General features: G+C 37.7%; 11 protein-coding genes. 4 read left to right on the top strand and 7 right to left on the bottom strand.

Features of this window, described 5'->3' with window-relative positions:
• Window positions 1-4: 4 nt before the first annotated feature.
• Entirely contained in the window at window positions 5-1,717 is a 1,713-nt protein-coding gene (locus I6U50_RS11780) for a chloride channel protein (RefSeq protein WP_198639028.1), read from the bottom strand.
• Window positions 1,718-1,928: 211 nt separating this feature from the next.
• On the bottom strand, window positions 1,929-3,689 hold the full coding sequence (aspS, locus tag I6U50_RS11775; protein ID WP_198638969.1) for an aspartate--tRNA ligase: 1,761 nt from the start codon (window positions 3,687-3,689) through the stop codon (window positions 1,929-1,931).
• Between the two features lie 280 nt (window positions 3,690-3,969).
• Between aspS and I6U50_RS11770 the strand changes: the two genes are divergently transcribed.
• A complete protein-coding gene (locus I6U50_RS11770) occupies window positions 3,970-4,329 on the top strand; it encodes a toxin-antitoxin system YwqK family antitoxin (protein ID WP_193710119.1) in 360 nt (119 codons plus the stop codon).
• A 69-nt stretch (window positions 4,330-4,398) separates the two neighbouring features.
• Here I6U50_RS11770 and I6U50_RS11765 read toward each other — a convergent pair whose 3' ends face one another.
• The 5 genes from I6U50_RS11765 to I6U50_RS11745 all read right to left on the bottom strand — a co-directional run bounded on the left by I6U50_RS11765 (window position 4,399) and on the right by I6U50_RS11745 (window position 11,718).
• A complete protein-coding gene (locus I6U50_RS11765; RefSeq protein WP_198638968.1) occupies window positions 4,399-4,863 on the bottom strand; it encodes a cupin domain-containing protein in 465 nt (154 codons plus the stop codon).
• 214 nt (window positions 4,864-5,077) lie between these two features.
• Window positions 5,078-8,551: an efflux RND transporter permease subunit gene (locus I6U50_RS11760; protein WP_198638967.1), complete on the bottom strand. Its 3,474-nt coding sequence runs from the start codon at window positions 8,549-8,551 to the stop codon at window positions 5,078-5,080.
• A gap of 6 nt (window positions 8,552-8,557) precedes the next feature.
• A complete protein-coding gene (locus I6U50_RS11755) occupies window positions 8,558-9,733 on the bottom strand; it encodes an efflux RND transporter periplasmic adaptor subunit (protein ID WP_198638966.1) in 1,176 nt (391 codons plus the stop codon).
• 22 nt (window positions 9,734-9,755) lie between these two features.
• Entirely contained in the window at window positions 9,756-11,111 is a 1,356-nt protein-coding gene (locus I6U50_RS11750) for a TolC family protein (RefSeq protein WP_198638965.1), read from the bottom strand.
• Window positions 11,101-11,718: a TetR/AcrR family transcriptional regulator gene (locus I6U50_RS11745; RefSeq protein WP_198638964.1), complete on the bottom strand. Its 618-nt coding sequence runs from the start codon at window positions 11,716-11,718 to the stop codon at window positions 11,101-11,103. The genes I6U50_RS11750 and I6U50_RS11745 overlap by 11 nt, the downstream gene beginning before the upstream one ends.
• 145 nt (window positions 11,719-11,863) lie before the next feature.
• Here I6U50_RS11745 and I6U50_RS11740 point away from each other — a divergent pair, with 145 nt between their 5' ends.
• The 3 genes from I6U50_RS11740 (at window position 11,864) to odhB (ending at window position 17,140) form a co-directional block, all read left to right on the top strand.
• Window positions 11,864-12,838, top strand: a complete 975-nt coding sequence (locus tag I6U50_RS11740) for a polyprenyl synthetase family protein (protein ID WP_198638963.1) — start codon at window positions 11,864-11,866, stop codon at window positions 12,836-12,838.
• Window positions 12,839-13,052: 214 nt separating this feature from the next.
• Window positions 13,053-15,821 (top strand): 2-oxoglutarate dehydrogenase E1 component, encoded by a 2,769-nt coding sequence (locus tag I6U50_RS11735; RefSeq protein ID WP_198638962.1) that lies wholly within the window; start codon window positions 13,053-13,055, stop codon window positions 15,819-15,821.
• A gap of 65 nt (window positions 15,822-15,886) precedes the next feature.
• Complete coding sequence (odhB, locus tag I6U50_RS11730; protein WP_198638961.1) at window positions 15,887-17,140, top strand: 2-oxoglutarate dehydrogenase complex dihydrolipoyllysine-residue succinyltransferase; 1,254 nt, start codon at window positions 15,887-15,889, stop codon at window positions 17,138-17,140.
• Window positions 17,141-17,366: the final 226 nt, after the last annotated feature.

The raw sequence follows: 17,366 nt of genomic DNA, 5'->3' as shown, positions 1-17,366 counted from the left end.
AGCATTAAACGGTTACTTCAATTAATTTTTGGCGGTAAGCGGTAAGTAGCTTAGATTTAGAGATAAACCCAACATATTTCCCGTCTTCTACCACTGGTAAATTCCAGGCATTTGTTTCCTGAAATTTGCGCATCGTATCTTTTGGCCGGTCTTTTTTAAGATCTATAACGGTTGGAGCCCTTTGCATTACATCGCTTACTTTTACTTCGTTATACATTTTTTGATCAAACATTATGGGACGTATGTCGTCTAAAAGTATAATTCCTAGAAAGTTACGATCTTCATCGATAACAGGAAAAAGATTTCGGGAAGATTTTATTACACCTTTATGAATAATATCGCCAAGATTCATGTCTATGTTTAGACTTATAAAGTTCTTTTCAATAATTTGTTGAATATTCAAGAGGGTTAAAACCGCCTGGTCTTTATTATGAGTTAATAAATCCCCTCGTTTTGCAAGTTCCATTGTGTACACCGAGTGCGGTTGAAACTGGTTTGTAATCATAAACGAAATTGCCGCAGTGATCATTAAGGGAACAAAAAGCTCGTAGCCACCGGTTAATTCTGCGATAAGGAAAATTGCCGTGAGTGGGGCGTGTAAAACTCCAGCCATAAGCCCGGCCATACCTACCATTGTAAAGCTACTTACCGAGATGGGATTTCTTAATATTCCCATGTTATTTACCAGTAAGGCAAAACAGTGTCCCATGGCACTTCCCATAAATAATACCGGGGCAAAAATACCACCAATACCACCAGCACCAAAAGTTAAGGAAGTAGCAACGATTTTAAAAATCACAAGGCCTGCCAGTAGGATAATCACAATCCAAATATTATCCAGGTATTCGTTAAAGAAATTGGTTCCCAGTGCTTGTATGTAGTCTTCAGCAAGTAAATTGTTTATAACATTATAGCCTTCGCCATAAAGAGGCGGAATTAAATAAATTAGAAATCCCAGGCCAAGTCCACCTAATAATAATCTAAAAAAAAGCGAATCTATTTTTTTAAAAGCATCGGCAATTTTAAAATAAATATGAGTGAAATACATAGAACAACCTGCAGCAAGAACTCCCAGGATGATGTAAAAAGGAACTTCAGAAATCGTGAAATTATCCTGTAATTCAAAAGGTAGAATAATATCAGAGCCAAAGAAAAAATAGGAAGTGAGGATTGCTGAGACCGATGCAATTAACAAAGGGACCATGGAGATTAGGGTAAGGTCTAAACTAAATACTTCAATGGCAAAAATAATAGCCGCAATAGGTGCCTTAAAGATAGAAGACATAGCGCCGGCTGCTGCACAACCAATTAATAGGGTGCGGGAGCTTTGGTTCATCTTAAAAAACCTGGAGATATTAGATCCCAGGGAAGCACCGGTGGCAACGGTAGGACCTTCTAAACCAACAGATCCCCCAAAGCCTACAGTTAATGGGGCGGTAATAAGCGACGCGTACATTTGAAAGCTTCGCATAATTCCTTTTCGGCGTGAAATAGCATAGAGAGTAGATGGAATGCCGTGACCAATTTTTTTTCTAAGAACTACCTTTACTATAAACAAGCTAAGGCTTAAGCCAATTAATGGAAAAATAAAGTAAAACGCATGGTGGTAGTTTACGATAAGGCTTCCTTCAAGTAATCGCTGTATAAAGTGGGTAAGGTTTTTAATCGCTACCGCACCCAATCCGGCTGTAAAGCCAATAATGGCACTTAATAACATCAGAAATTGCTGATGGCTTAAGTGTTTATTGCTCCACTTAGAAAAACGTATTAGCAATTTTGTAGCTTTAGTCCCCACTCAAAAATTATTTAAATGAAGATAAAAAAATCCCGGTGCGAAACCGGGATTTTTTATCAATAATTATTTTGTTCGATAGTTAAATACCCCGGAAGTTGATTTAGAACTAAAATCATTCTCCAAGAATTTCTTTTTAGCTTTCTACTTGCTGGTTTATTTGAAGATGAAGTTCTTTTAATTGTGCTTCATCAAGTTTTGCCGGAGCATCTATCATTACATCCCTGCCATTATTGTTTTTTGGGAAAGCAATAAAATCCCTGATACTTTCCTGTCCTCCAAGAATGGCAACCAAACGGTCAAAGCCAAAGGCAATACCTCCATGAGGAGGAGCACCATATTGAAAAGCATCCATTAAAAATCCAAATTGTGCTTTAGCTTCTTCTGGTGTGAAACCAAGATAATCGAACATTTTAGACTGAGTTTCTTTATCGTGAATACGTATAGAACCTCCACCAATCTCATTACCATTTAAAACTAAATCATAGGCATTGGCACGTACTTCACCCGGCTTTGTTTCCAATAAAGCGAAATCTTCTTTTTTTGGCGAAGTAAAAGGATGGTGCATGGCGTGAAAACGCTCTGTTTCTTCGTCCCATTCCAATAGTGGGAAATCTATAACCCAAAGTGGTGCAAACTCATTAGCTTTTCTAAGGCCAAGTTCGTTACCCAAATACATTCTTAATGCACTAAGCTGCGTTCTGGTTTTGGCTGTGTCTCCAGCCATAACCAAAATAAGGTCTCCTGGTTTAGCGCCGGTTTCCTTTGCCCAGGATTTTAAATCTTCTTCTGAATAAAACTTATCTACCGAAGACTTTAGAGTACCATCTTCATTATATTTTGCCCATACAAGTCCGTTGGCCCCTACCTGTGGTCTTTTTACCCAGGATATTAATTTATCTATTTCTTTTCTGGTAAACGAAGCCGCACCCGGAACCGCAATACCCACAATTAATTCCTGCTGGTCAAAAACATTAAAGCCTTTGTTTTTGGCCAGGCTATTCAATTCGGCAAACTCCATCCCAAACCTAATGTCTGGTTTGTCGTTTCCGTATTTTTTCATCGCTTCATCATAGGTTATTCTAGGGAATTTTTCAACTTCCACACCGTTGATTTCTTTCAATAAATGCCTGGTTAAACCTTCAAAAATGTTTAAGATGTCTTCCTGTTCAACAAAAGCCATTTCGCAATCAATTTGCGTAAACTCCGGCTGTCTGTCTGCTCTTAGATCTTCATCCCTAAAACATTTTACAATCTGGAAATATTTATCCATTCCCCCAACCATTAATAATTGCTTAAAGGTTTGTGGCGATTGGGGTAGGGCATAAAATTGCCCTTCGTTCATTCTGCTTGGTACCACGAAATCGCGAGCACCTTCTGGTGTAGATTTTATTAGGTATGGCGTCTCTACCTCAATAAAATCCTGGTTAGAAAGGTAATTTCTAACTTCCATTCCAACCTTATGACGAAATTTAAGCTTATTTTTTACCGGGTTTCTTCTTATGTCAAGATAGCGGTATTTCATTCTAAGGTCTTCACCTCCATCGGTGTCTTCTTCAATAGTAAATGGAGGCGTAAGGGAAGTATTTAGAATGGTAAGCTCAGTAACCAAAACTTCAATCTCCCCGGTTGGAATATTTGTATTTTTAGATTCCCGCTCAATCACTTTTCCGCTAACCTGGATTACAAATTCGCGCCCCAGGCCCTGTGCCTTCTCCATAAGTTCTTTTGAAGAGCGTTCTTCATCAAAAATAAGTTGGGTAATGCCATAGCGGTCGCGTAAATCTACCCAAACCATAAAGCCTTTATCCCTTATTTTCTGCACCCAGCCAGAAAGTTTTACTTCCTTACCAATTGAAGTTGCGTTCAATTCCCCGCAGGTATGACTTCTATACATAATATTCCTAAAATTTTAAGTAGCGCAAAAGTAAGAAGTTCAATTGGGTTTCCCGATATAATAGTCTCAGAAAATATTATGCATTAATTTATTGGCATTGCCAAAGGGTATAATATCCCGAGGCTTGCCCCTTGGTTAGTTTACTTTTTGATTAAAAACAAAACGCAAAACGCTGAAAAACAACGATATTTGTTTTCAATGTTAAATTAATGTTACGTGATTGTTGTTTTAAGGTAAAGTTTTGGCTATATTCGTAGAGAGAATTATAAATAAAAAAGCTATGAAGAAGATAAAAAACATATTGATGGCTGCCATTTTTACTATTGGTGCAGCTGCTATGGCGCAGGAAGGCCCGGAACCAAAGTTTGAAAAGGAAGGAGACCTTATTAAAGGAACTTTTTTTTATGAAGATGGAACTATAAGACAGCAGGGAACTTATAAGAATGGAAAACTGCATGGAGAATGGGTGGCTTATGATACTGAAGGAAAAAAGCAAAGTTTAGCCAATTATACCGAAGGGAAAAAAACCGGAAAATGGTTTTTTTGGAGTTCAGATAAACTTACTGAAATAGATTACGATAATAATCAAATTGCCGGGGTAAATACCTGGAAAAGTGATGCGGCTTTAGCTGAGAACTAGAGCTTGATATCTATATAATATAAGTGTAAAAGCTGTCTAAATTAGGCGGCTTTTTTTGTGTCCATACTTCTATTCTTTTTCTATAGGCATAGCATCTATAGGCTCTTCAAAAGCAATAAAAAGAACGCAGGGAGAATCTCCGCATTTGGCTGAATGTGGCTTACCGGCCGGCCCATAGGCATACGTGCCCTCTTTTAAAGTTTGGGGTTGCTCCCCTTCATAAGTTACTTCTAACTCGCCGGCAATAAGAACCATTCTTTCTGCCGAGGTGTGAGTGTGGGCAGGGATATAAGCATTTGCTGGAACTTTAAAAAAGATGTCTGTATTCTTTTCGGTAGGATTACCTTGTAGTACGGCGATATTACAACCTTCAGGCATAAAATCTGGACAGGGGCTCCATTTCAGGTTTGAGTCACTTTTTGAAAAAGAAATTGAATTTTCATAGGTTTCCTGTGCAAAAATTCCGCAGGAAAAGAAAAATATTAACAGGATTGAAATTTTTTGTAAACTGGTAAATTGATGTTTTGTTTTCATGATTTCCGCTTGTTTTGGTTAATACTTATTGGAATAAGTTTGCTAGTATAAGCTAGCTAATTGAAACGGAAAATGAAATAAGGGGCTTCCTGTAAAAAGTAGAATAAAATTAGTTTTTTGCTAAGCTAGGAGTAATTAGTAGATGATAGGTTTATAGAGTTTTTTAGTTGAAAAAAATGGCTGTTTAAAATTTTTAAACAGCCATTTTTATTTTTTAAGCCTGTGCTTCCAGTTTTCTTTGTTTACGCGCTTTGCGTTTGTCGGCGGCTTTTACCTTGGCTCTATTTACCAGGTAAAACATAACCGGAACTACTACCAGTGTAAGGAAGGTGGCAAACACCAATCCAAAGATTACCGTCCAGGCCAATGGCCCCCAGAAAACTACGTTATCACCACCAATAAATATTTTGGGGTCGTAATCTGTAAACAGGCTAAAGAAATCAATATTTAGTCCTACTGCTAATGGAATTAGACCAAGAACCGTAGTGATTGCAGTAAGCAATACTGGTCTTAACCTGGATTTTCCACCCCTAACAATACAGTCGAAATACTGTGCACGGGTAAGCAATTCATCTTCATCTATATTTAGTTCCCGTTTTTTACGGTCTATCAGGATTTGCGTGTAATCTATTAGAACAATGGCATTGTTTACCACAATTCCGGCAAGTGAGATAATTCCCATCATTGTCATAATGATTATGAAATCCATTTGGAAGATAATTAGACCAAGAAATACTCCCACCAAACTCAATACCACTGCCATAACAATAATAATTGGTTTTGAAAGCGAGTTAAATTGGGCTACAAGAATTAGTAGAATACCACCCATGGCAATCAATAAGGCTTTTAATAGGAAAGCCATATTTTCTTCCTGTTCTTCCTGTTCCCCGGTAAACTCCAGGGTAATATCTTTTGGAAGATCGTAACTTCTAAGTGCTGTTTTTAACTGCCCAACAATTTCATTGCCGTTATAGCCCTGAAGCACGTTAGAGTATAGGGTGATTACTCTTTTTAGATCTTTCCTTTTAATAGAACTAAAAGAAGAAGAAGACTCGGTATTCACTAAAGATGAAATTGGTACCTGAATTATTTCTCCTGTGTTCTGGTCTTTAAAAGTAACTGGTTGATTGAACAATACATTTTCATTGTAGCGGTATTCATCACCAAATCTTACGTTTATTTCGTAATCGTCGTCACCGTCTTTATAAGTTGAAACCTCTTCCCCGTAGATTGCACGTCGCAGCGTTTGGCCTACCTGTGAGGTAGAAACTCCAAGTTGTCCTGCTTTTTTACGATCTACTTCTACGCTTAACTCGGGTTTAGATTTGTTTACATCTATTTTTAACTCTTCAATCCCTGCAATGCTAAGGTCATTAATATAGGTTCGCAGGTTCTCTGCTTCCATTAGCATTTGCTCATAGTCTTCACCTTTTAGTTCCATGTTAATTGGGTAACCTGTAGGTGGGCCGGCTGCATCTTTTTCAACTACAATAGAAGCACCGGGGAACCCCTGTACTGCTTCCCGAACTACAGATAGAACTTCACTACTGCTTACGCCGCGTCGTTCAGTAAATTCGCGCATAGAGAGTGTGACCTTGGCTTTATGTGGCATTTCATTTTGCTGCCCACCATCGGTTTGTGGGTTTCCTGCACCTTCACCAACCTGGGAAATGGCCGACTCTACCATAAAGTTATAGCCGTCTTCATCTTCATATTGTTCTATGGCTTCAAAGATGCGTTGCTCTACTTTTTTGGTAAGGGTATTTGTCTTATGAATATCGGTTCCCTGAGGGTATTCAATATAAGTGATTACCTGGTTGGGTTCATTTTCAGGAAAGAACAATACTTTTGGTTGTACCAATGCAATTAATACAAAAGAAAGGAATAGCAAAAGTAGGGTTCCGAAGAAAACTAAATAAGCTTTTTTTCCGCGTAGCGAGAACTTAAGGGTTTTTTCATAAATATTCTCCATCCATTTAAGGGCGGTATATTGAAAGTAATCTACACCTTTTGATATAAAATATTTATAAGCCCAAAGCAGGATAGCTGCCAGGATTAATATATTTCCAAAAGCCCTTAAAGCACCAGCATCTATCAGGAATCCAATTAGGAGTAATAAACCTCCAAACCCGGCTAGAATAGAGCTTATTCTTATAAGTTTTTTCTTAGTGAACTCACCTTCTTCTGTTTTCATAAACTGAGAAGTAAGCATCGAGTTAATTATAAGGGCTACAAAAAGCGATGAACCTAAGACTATAGACAGTGTAATAGGGAAAATTACCATAAAACTTCCTATAATTCCCGGCCAGAGTCCTAGTGGGAAAAATGCGGCTAATGTAGTTGCTGTTGAAGCTATAATTGGCCAGGCAATTTCTCCTAAACCTTGCTTGGCCGCCTGTTTTCGTGGCATTCCCTCGTCCATTAAGGTATAGACGTTTTCTACTACCACAATACCGTTATCTACAAGCATTCCAAGTCCCATTACCAGAGCGAAAAGCACCATGGTATTTAGGGTGTATCCCATACTGGATAGAATAATGTAAGAAAGGAACATAGATAGTGGGATTGCAATTCCTACAAACAGGGCATTTCTAAAGCCAAGGAAAAACATTAAGACTAAAACAACCAGAATTACCCCAAAAATAATGTTGTTCACCAAATCGTCTACCTGACTCTTGGTATTGGTAGAAAGGTCGTTGGTAATGCTTATTCCAAGACTTTCAGGAAGGTATTCTTCCTGTTCTGTCTTTACAATTTCTTTAATCTGGTCTACGGCCTCGATCATATTCTTACCGGCACGCTTTTTTACATCAAGCATTACTACCGGTTTACCGTACTCCCGTGCAAAGGTGGTAGCGTCTTTTTCCCTAAAATTAATATTCGCGATATCTTTTAAGAAAATATTGCCCCCATCGGTTTTAACTACAACATTTTGAAGTTCTTTTGGATCTTCGATTTCTCCAACTATACGTATATTTTTTTGAACGCCGCTGTTAATAACATTTCCGCCTGAAATTGTTCTGTTTTCTGCACTTACCGCGTTTATTACATCTGAAAAACTAACCTTAGAAGCCGTCATTTTATAGATGTCTACTGCGATTTCAACTTCCATTTCTTCAGCCCCACGAATACTGGCTTCTTTTATTTGCGGAAGCAATTCAATACGTTCCTGAAGATATTCGGCATATTCTTTTAATTGCTGAACGGTATAATCTCCGGTAAGATTGATGTTTAGAATAGGCATTTCTTCTGAAATGTTAAGATCAAACACGTTTGGTTCTACCTTGGCGCCATTATCTAAGGTAGGCCAGGTAGTTTCGGCTTTCACCATATCTACCTTGTCCTTTACTTTTGTCTTGGCACTTTCAACTTCTACATCTTCTTCAAACTCAACAATTACCAGGGAATAATCCTGAAATGTAGAAGAGGAAATTTCTTTTACTCCGGCAACATCGTTAAACTCTTCCTCCAGCGGTTCGGTAATAAATTTTTCTACATCTTCGGCCGAGTTTCCGGGGTTAATAGAGCTTACATAAATCTTAGTCTCTACAACCTCAGGAAAAGTTTCCCTTGGCATATTGTAGTAAGACATGAGTCCACCAATCATGATAATGGCGATAATTACATATACCGTCATTTTATTATTGATGGCCCAGGACGAAAGCTTAAATTCTTTATCTAAATTCATTGTAGCTTAGTTTCTTATTTTAACTTCCTGACCATCTCTAAGGTTTTTTGCGCCTTCTACGATCAGTGTTTCTCCGGCTTTTAAGCCACTGGTAATTTCTACCTGACTATTATAAGTATATCCTGTTTCTACTATTTGTCTTTTAGCAATACCTATATTGTCTTTGGTTGCTTCTTTCTCGTTGTAAATAAACACTACACTTTGGCCCTGCGCATTTTTTAGCAATGCATTTTCAGGAATAATTACAGCGTTTTCTGCCGTGTAGTCATTTAGTTTAAGGGTGGCAATTTGGTTGGGTTTAAGCATCCCGTTTTCGTTAGGAACCGTAACCTGTATGCTAAAAGAACGGTTGTTAGGATTAATTGTATTACCAACTCTTCTTACTTCACCTTCAAATTCACGGCCTAAAGAGCTAATTTCTACAAGTACTTCGGTGCCCTTGTTTATTTTGTTTAAATAACCTTCTGGCACATCAGCTTCTACATACATGTTTTTTAAACTTACTAAGCGAAATAACTGACTTTGCCCTGGGTTTACAACCTCTCCTTCTTCGGTAATTATCTCGTCTATAATTCCGCTAAAGGGAGCTCTTACAATAGTTTTGTTTAGTTGGGATTTTAATCTGTTTACCGAATTCTGCATAGATTCGTAATTGGTTTTGGCTTCTAAATACTGCATCTCAGATCCAATATTTTGCTCCCACAAACGCTGCTGGCGCTCAAAAGTGGTTTTTGCTAAAGTAGCCTGGGTTTCTAATTGAGCTAATTCGCTTGAGAGTCCGCCATCATCTATTTTAGCAAGTACTTGCCCTTTTCTTACCTGAGCTCCTTCTTTTACGCGCACGTCCTGAAGAATTCCTGAAAACTCGGCATAGATTACAATATTTTCATCAGTTGCAACATCACCCTGTACTTCTGCATAATGCTTAAATAAAGTGTCAGTTATTTCTTGCGTCATAATGAGATCAAGACGTCTACTCTTGTCCAATCTATTTATAGCCTGGTCAAGTTTATCAAGCTTTTGGGTAAGGTCGCTTTGCTCTTTGCTCAATTCTGTTTTTTTGGCTCTAATCTCTGTGAGGTTCTCACTTTCTATAAGTTCATCTATAGATTTTCCTTCTTCTTTATTTCCACAGGAGAGCAAAAAAAGCGGAATACTTATTAAAACAGCTAACTTTTTCATTGTTGTTATTTGATGGGTGTATTTAATCTTCATTGTTATATTTTCTGGTGTCCAGGAGGTTTTCTAATTCTACTTTGGCCGTTATTACATCAAGCATAGACTGTAAAAAGTCTTGTTGTGCCTGGTAGAGTTGGCGTTGTGCTTCGCTTAACTCAAAACTACTGGCAATTCCTTCAAAAAACTTTATTTGATTTTTGCTCTCTATCCTTTCTGCAAGTTCAAGATTTTTCTTTTGGTTTTGGTAGTTTTCCAGGCTAAACTCATAATCGCTTTTGGCCGAATTAATCTTGCGTTTTACTTCGTTTTCTGTTTGTTCCAGTTCTATCATGGCCTGTTCGTAGGCAATTTGTTTTTGCTGCGTTCTGGCACTACGCATACCGCTACTTAAAATTGGGATGTTTAAGCTTAAGCCTAAAATAGATTGCCCAAAATATTCCTGGTCTTCATTTAAAAAAGTGAATTCCTGGCTAAACCCCTGTACGCCGTAATTTAGAAATCCGGTAAGTGAAGGAAGCGCTTTAGATTTTTCCAGTTTTACCTCTATTTCACGAGACTCTGCTGTATTCGCAGCAATCCGGTAATCTATATTTTCTTCTACCGGAACTTCTTTTTGTAATAGAGACAGGTCGAAATACTCCATCGCCAGGTTATCCAGTTCTTCGGTTAGGTTAACGGGAATTTCAACGGGAATCCCAAGTGTTAGGTTAAACATTTCATAAGCAATATCCCGCATACGTTTGCTTCGGCTTAAATTGTTTTTTAAGTTAAGTAAGGTGATTTTCAGTTGTTCTACATCCTCTTGTTCTGCAAGCCCGTTTTTATAGATTTCGTTGGTCTCATCGTAGTTCTTCTGTACGTTTTCTACGTTTTTTTGAAGAATAGCTACATTTTCCTCGGCCAGTAACACATTTCCGTAGGCATTAATTACGGCCTTCTTTATCTCAAGATTGGTTTTCGTTTTGGCATTTTCAGAAATTTGAAGCAAAGTTCTGGCTGATTGAATACCTACTATATAAGACCCGTCAAAAATTAATTGGTTCCAGGTGGCCGTAGCATTTACATTTTGCTTGGTACCAAAAGTTACCGGGGTAAAAGTGCCGGGTTCGCCGCCGGTTATTTCAGCCGGAAGTAAGGTTACGGGCTGTTTGAGATAATTTTGATAATCGGCAGTAGCACTTATTTGCGGTAATCCCTGGGCAATAATTTCCCATTTTTGTTTAAGGGCTATCTCAATATCTTTTTGTGCATTTACCGATGTGTAATTATTTTCTAAACCAAATTCAATGGCTTCCTCCATGGAGAAACTGTAACTTTGGGAAGTTTCCTGGGCCATACTGCTTAAAGAAATCAGTAAAAGTAACAGGTGTCTATATTTCATTTTTTTCTTTATTCTTGATTAATAAATCTTCTAAAACTTTTAGGCCTTTTGGAGTACATATAGCTTTTAAATGATATTCCAGTAAATAATCCATGAGTTTATTGTTGCTGTACTCTTCCTCTGGAAAAAGGTTTTTATCCTTAATGGCTAATAAGCTGGCAAAATAAAGCCTGCTCACAAAAGAAATGGAAATGTTAGGGCGGTAATGACCACTTTTAATACCTCGCTCCAAATTCTCTATTATAGAATGTTGTGCGATTTCAAATTTCTTGTTGCGAATTGTGTTGTATATCTTGGGGTAATACTTTTTAAGTTGAAATTGGGGTGATGTCTTTTCATTTTTAAGCATACGCTGTACATATACTTTTACCTCAAAATTCTCTACGATGGGATTTAGTTTTTTTGCGCGTAAAGACTTTATACCAGTGTTTATTTCTTCCATTAGTTGCCAAACACTGCCTTCAATAAGCATAGACTTGTTGCTGTAATGCGCATAAATAGTTTTTTTGGAAATGCCCATTTCTTCTGCAATGTCGTCCATAGTTACACTCTTAAAACCTAGTTTTAAGAAGAGGTTGGTAGCTGTAGTTTGAATTGCTTCTTTCACGTTATTTCTCTTGAAATTTTTGTGCAAAATTAGGTCATGGAAACTTATGATACAAGAAAAGTTTCTAAGGTTTAAGATAATTTAACTTATTCTACGAATTTGAAATAGTTTCAATTAATGTATTTTAGCCGGAAAATTTTTTGGTATGAAGTCTATTTCTCAATATAGAGAAGCTTTTCAGGAATATCTGGATTATAAAATAGAGGTGAAAGAGCCCGAGAACCTTTATAACCCTATGCGTTATATTCTTGGTTTGGGAGGAAAGCGTTTAAGGCCGGTGTTAGTATTGATGTCTGCTGAAATTTTTGAAGCCAATTATGAAAAAGCCCTGGATGCTGCCCTGGCCATAGAGATATTTCACAATTTCTCTTTGGTTCACGATGATATTATGGATGATGCACCTTTGCGTAGGGGAAAGCAGACCGTGCACGAGCGATGGGATATTAACACCGGAATTTTATCGGGTGATGCTATGTTGATAAATGCCTATCAACTATTTGAAAATTATGACAGTGAGACCTTTCAGGAACTGGCAAAATTGTTTAGTAAAACCGCTATGCAGGTTTGTGAAGGTCAGCAATATGATATAGATTTTGAGTCTAGAGATGATGTTACCATTGAGAATTATCTTAAAATGATAGAGTATAAAACTGCCGTGCTGGTGGGGGCTTCATTGCAAATGGGTGCCATTGTGGCCAATACTTCGGCCGTAAATAAAGAATCTGTATATGAATTTGGACGCTTATTGGGTATTGCATTCCAGCTTCAGGACGATTATTTAGATGCTTTTGGAGACCCTGAGACTTTTGGGAAGCAGCCTGGAGGAGATATTATAGAAAATAAAAAGACTTTTCTTTATTTAAAATCTCTGGAGGCTTCCGGAGAAAGCGAGGCGCGCCAGTTGGAACATTTGTATACTATAAATCCTGTTGAGACTGCGGGTAAAATTGATGCGGTAAAAAGCCTATTTAGAAGTAGTGGTGCCGCAGCTTTAACAAAGCTTGAAATAGAAAAATATACTGAAATGGCTTTTAAGGTACTTGATGAAATTGAAATCTCTGAAGAAAAAAAGCGCCCTTTACGAGAATTTGGGGAAATGCTTATGAATCGTACGGTTTAATTTTTGAAAAACCTAGATTAAGAATTTCTTAATACTTTTGCTCTTATATCTGCATATTTATAAGCAATAGATATTTTTAACAACCTCCTGAAGTTTTTAGGATGTTAAACTTCTTATAATTCATAAGATAATTCTATGGTTTACTACAGGCTGTTTTTTTTAAAATCGTATTTTTGCTTAGTTTTACACTTAAAAGAAACATTAGTTTCAAACTATGGATAGATTTTCATTTCTAAATGCTGCGCACACAGCATATTTTGCCGAACTTTACGATCAATACCTTCAGTACCCCGATAGTGTAGAGCCCAGTTGGAGGGCTTTTTTTCAAGGCTTTGATTTTGGAATGCAACAAAACGGAGTTTCCGCAGAAAACCTGGAAGAAGCTCCAGTTAATTTTCAAGAAGGGGAGATTCCAGATCATGTTGTGAAGGAATTTAAGGTTATACGCCTTATAGACGGTTACCGAACCCGGGGGCATTTGTTTACAAAAACAAATCCGGTTAGGGAGCGTCGTCAATATCGTCCAACCCTGGATATAGAAAACTTTGGGCTTGAAAAAGCTGATCTTGATACAAAATTTAATGCGGGTGACATGTTGGGGCTTGGCCCAAGCAGCCTTCGTGAGATAATAAACCATCTAGAGAAAATTTATTGCGAATCTATCGGAATCGAATATATGTTTATTCGTAAACCAGAGGAAATTAAATGGATTCAGGATAAATTAAATACAAACGAAAATCATCCTAATTTTAATAATGAGGAGAAAAAGAAAATCCTGAAGAAATTAAATCAGGCGGTTTCTTTTGAATCATTTTTGCATAGAAAATATGTGGGTCAAAAACGTTTTTCGTTAGAAGGTGGCGAAAGCCTTATTCCAGCCCTCGATGTGCTTATCGAAAAAGCTTCAGATTACGGGGTGAGGGATTTTGTGATGGGTATGGCTCATAGAGGTAGGTTAAATACTCTAACCAATATTTTTGGTAAAAGTGCAAAGGATATTTTTAGCGAGTTTGACGGGAAGGATTACGAACAGGATATTTTTGATGGTGATGTAAAATATCATCTTGGGTGGACTTCTTGCCGACTTACGGATAATGGAAAAGGAATAAATATAAATATTGCACCAAACCCTTCGCATTTAGAAACAGTAGGGCCTGTGGTTCAGGGAATATCCAGAGCCAAACAAGATAGGCACTATGGAGGCGACAATATGAAGGTGTTGCCTATTCTGGTGCATGGCGATGCTGCTATTGCAGGGCAGGGTGTAGTGTACGAAGTGGTGCAAATGGCCCAATTAGAAGGCTATGAAACCGGAGGTACAATACATATTGTAGTGAACAATCAAATAGGTTTTACCACAAATTATTTAGATGCGCGATCTTCTACCTACTGTACCGACGTAGGGAAAGTAACACATTCTCCTGTATTGCATGTAAATGCCGATGATGTAGAAGCTGTTGTGCATGCAGTTTCATTTGCGCTGGATTTTAGAATGAAATTTAAGCGAGATGTTTTTATAGATTTATTGGGCTATAGAAAATATGGCCACAATGAAGGGGATGAGCCTAAGTTTACACAACCTAAACTGTATAAGGCTATTTCAAAACATAAGAATGCACGAGATATTTATGCTGAAAAATTAAAAGCAGCCGGGGTAATTGATGAAGCTTATCTTACGAAGCTTGAAGAAGAATATAAGGCAGACCTGGAAGAAAACCTCGAGGACTCTAAAAAAGAGAAAAACACAAGAATTACCCCATTTATGCAAGATGAATGGGAAGGCTTCGAAAATGTCTTTGAAGATGAAATGATCAAGGATATAGATACTACCTACAAATTAGAGGATCTTGATTTGGTTGCCGATGCTATTTCTAAATTACCTGAGGATAAAAAGTTTATGCGTAAGGTAAAAAAGATTATAGAGCTTCGTAATAAACAATATTTTGAGGAAGATAAGCTGGATTGGGCTATGGGAGAGCACTTGGCCTACGGTTCACTTCTAAAAGAAGGATTCAATATTCGAATTAGTGGTCAGGATAGTGAAAGAGGTACTTTTTCTCACCGCCACGCAGTAGTAAAAGTAGAAGATAGTGAAGAGGAAATCATTTTGCACAATAATATAGAAGGTCGGGATGGCGATTTCTTTGTGTATAACTCTCCGCTTTCAGAATATGGTGTTATGGGGTTTGATTATGGTTATGCGATGGCAAGCCCTAAAACCTTAACTATTTGGGAAGCTCAATTTGGGGACTTTGTAAATGGTGCGCAAATAATGATAGACCAGTATCTTTCTGCTGCAGAAGATAAGTGGAAATTACAAAACGGCCTGGTGCTTTTCTTGCCACATGGGTATGAAGGCCAGGGGGCAGAACACTCTTCAGGAAGAATGGAGCGTTTTCTTCAACTTTGTGCCAAAGATAATATGTACGTAGCCGATGTGACTACACCGGCAAATATGTTTCATATTTTGCGTAGGCAAATGAAAGCCGGATTTAGAAAACCTTTGGTGATTTTTACGCCAAAGAGCTTGTTAAGGCATTCTAAAGTAATTTCAACAAAAGAAGATTTTTCAAAAGGCGGTTTTCAGCCTTTACTTGACGATCCAAAAGCAAAGGCAGAAGAGGTAAAAACCCTTGTGTTTTGTACCGGTAAATTTTACTACGATTTATTGGAATATAAAGAGGAGAATGGGCGTGATGATGTGGCATTGGTGCGTGTGGAACAATTATTCCCGTTGCCTACAGATAAAATGAATAGAACTATTGAAAAATACAAGAATGCAGATGATATAGTTTGGGCCCAGGAAGAACCAAGAAATATGGGTGCTTATGGACATATGTTATTGCATTTTGACCAAGCTAAAAACTTTAGGGTTTGCAGTAGAAAATTTTATGGTTCTCCTGCTGCCGGAAGTTCTGTAAGATTTAAAAAGCGTCACGAAAAGGTGATTGCAAGCGTTTTTGATAAAACAGTAGAGAATTAAAAAGAATTTAAAATAACGAATCCAATGTTTTCGCCTGGCGGAAACTTTAAATAAAAACAAAGATCATGGCCTTAGAAATGAAAGTTCCTTCTCCGGGAGAATCTATAACCGAAGTTGAAATAGCTGAATGGTTAGTTGAAGATGGCGACTATGTAGAAAAAGATCAGGCAATTGCCGAAGTAGATAGCGATAAAGCTACCCTGGAACTTCCGGCTGAAGCTAGCGGAATTATTACACTAAAAGCAGAGGAAGGTGATGCTGTGGCTGTAGGTGAAGTAGTTTGTCTTATAGATACCGAAGCTGAAAAGCCGGGTGGAAGTGACGATAAAAAGGAGTCTAAAGATGGGGCTTCAAATAAAGAGGAAGATAATAAAGATAAGGCAGCACCTAAAACTGAGGAGCCTTCTAAGTCCACAACACCTGCGCAAAAGCAAGATTCTCACGCAAAAGGGACCCCGTCTCCTGCAGCTAAAAAAATTCTGGACGAAAAAGGGATTGATAAGAAGGATGTAGAAGGTAGCGGAAAAGATGGTCGTATCACAAAAGAAGATGCGGTTCAGGCCAAAGCTTCTATGGGTAGCCCGGGTAAAGGAAAACGAGGGGAGTCTAAGAAGAAAATGTCTATGCTTCGTAGAAAAGTAGCTTCTCGTTTGGTTTCAGTTAAAAATGATACCGCTATGCTTACTACTTTTAATGAGGTAGATATGCAGCCTATTTTTAATTTACGAAAGAAATATAAAGAAGAATTTAAAGATAAGCATGGGGTTGGTTTAGGCTTTATGTCTTTCTTTACCCTTGCAGTAGTGAGAGCCTTAAAGCAATTTCCTGATGTGAATTCTATGATAGATGGAGATCATCAGGTTAAGTTTGACTATCAGGATATTAGTATTGCAGTTTCTGGCCCAAAAGGCTTGATGGTGCCTGTAATAAGAAATGCTGAAAACTTAAGTTTTAGAGGTGTAGAAGATGAGGTGAAACGCCTTGCATTAAGAGCGCGTGATGGGAAAATTACTGTAGATGAAATGACCGGGGGTACTTTTACTATTACAAATGGTGGGGTATTTGGTTCTATGCTTTCTACTCCAATTATAAACCCTCCGCAAAGCGCAATTTTAGGAATGCATAATATAGTAGAGCGTCCTGTTGCTATAGATGGTCATGTAGAGATTCGACCTATTATGTATTTGGCGCTTTCTTATGACCATAGAATTATTGATGGAAAAGAATCTGTAGGTTTCCTGGTGGCTGTTAAAGAAGCTATAGAAAACCCGGAAGAATTATTGATGGATAACGATGTAAAAAGAGCTCTAGAACTTTAATTGGAAAGAGTGATAATCAAAAAAAAAAGAGGCAACGAATTCGTTGCCTCTTTTTTTTGGTAAAAACAAATTATAATAATAACAACAAATTCGCGATGTTTAAAGATAAAACACAAATCACAAAGATTCCCAATAGTATATAAAGGAAAATATGTGGATTTTTATTTTTCGAAACGCTGGACATTCTACTAACATTAATTAGCTCAAACTTAGGTAGAATGTGGTT

This window comes from Salegentibacter maritimus (assembly GCF_016236975.1).
In the GTDB taxonomy this organism is placed as follows: Bacteria; Bacteroidota; Bacteroidia; order Flavobacteriales; family Flavobacteriaceae; genus Salegentibacter; species Salegentibacter maritimus.
The sequence above is the reverse complement of the archived record's forward strand: the minus strand, read 5'-3'. Positions and strand labels throughout refer to the sequence as shown.

What these genes read in the sequence shown, in the direction of transcription:
- I6U50_RS11780 (WP_198639028.1), bottom strand. Translation starts at nt 1,717, where the DNA reads ATGTTATTAAGTGCCATTATTGGCTTTACAGCCGGATTGGGTGCGGTA.
- aspS (WP_198638969.1), bottom strand. Translation starts at nt 3,689, where the DNA reads ATGTATAGAAGTCATACCTGCGGGGAATTGAACGCAACTTCAATTGGT.
- I6U50_RS11770 (WP_193710119.1), top strand. Translation starts at nt 3,970, where the DNA reads ATGAAGAAGATAAAAAACATATTGATGGCTGCCATTTTTACTATTGGT.
- I6U50_RS11765 (WP_198638968.1), bottom strand. Translation starts at nt 4,863, where the DNA reads ATGAAAACAAAACATCAATTTACCAGTTTACAAAAAATTTCAATCCTG.
- I6U50_RS11760 (WP_198638967.1), bottom strand. Translation starts at nt 8,551, where the DNA reads ATGAATTTAGATAAAGAATTTAAGCTTTCGTCCTGGGCCATCAATAAT.
- I6U50_RS11755 (WP_198638966.1), bottom strand. Translation starts at nt 9,733, where the DNA reads ATGAAAAAGTTAGCTGTTTTAATAAGTATTCCGCTTTTTTTGCTCTCC.
- I6U50_RS11750 (WP_198638965.1), bottom strand. Translation starts at nt 11,111, where the DNA reads ATGAAATATAGACACCTGTTACTTTTACTGATTTCTTTAAGCAGTATG.
- I6U50_RS11740 (WP_198638963.1), top strand. Translation starts at nt 11,864, where the DNA reads ATGAAGTCTATTTCTCAATATAGAGAAGCTTTTCAGGAATATCTGGAT.
- I6U50_RS11735 (WP_198638962.1), top strand. Translation starts at nt 13,053, where the DNA reads ATGGATAGATTTTCATTTCTAAATGCTGCGCACACAGCATATTTTGCC.
- odhB (WP_198638961.1), top strand. Translation starts at nt 15,887, where the DNA reads ATGGCCTTAGAAATGAAAGTTCCTTCTCCGGGAGAATCTATAACCGAA.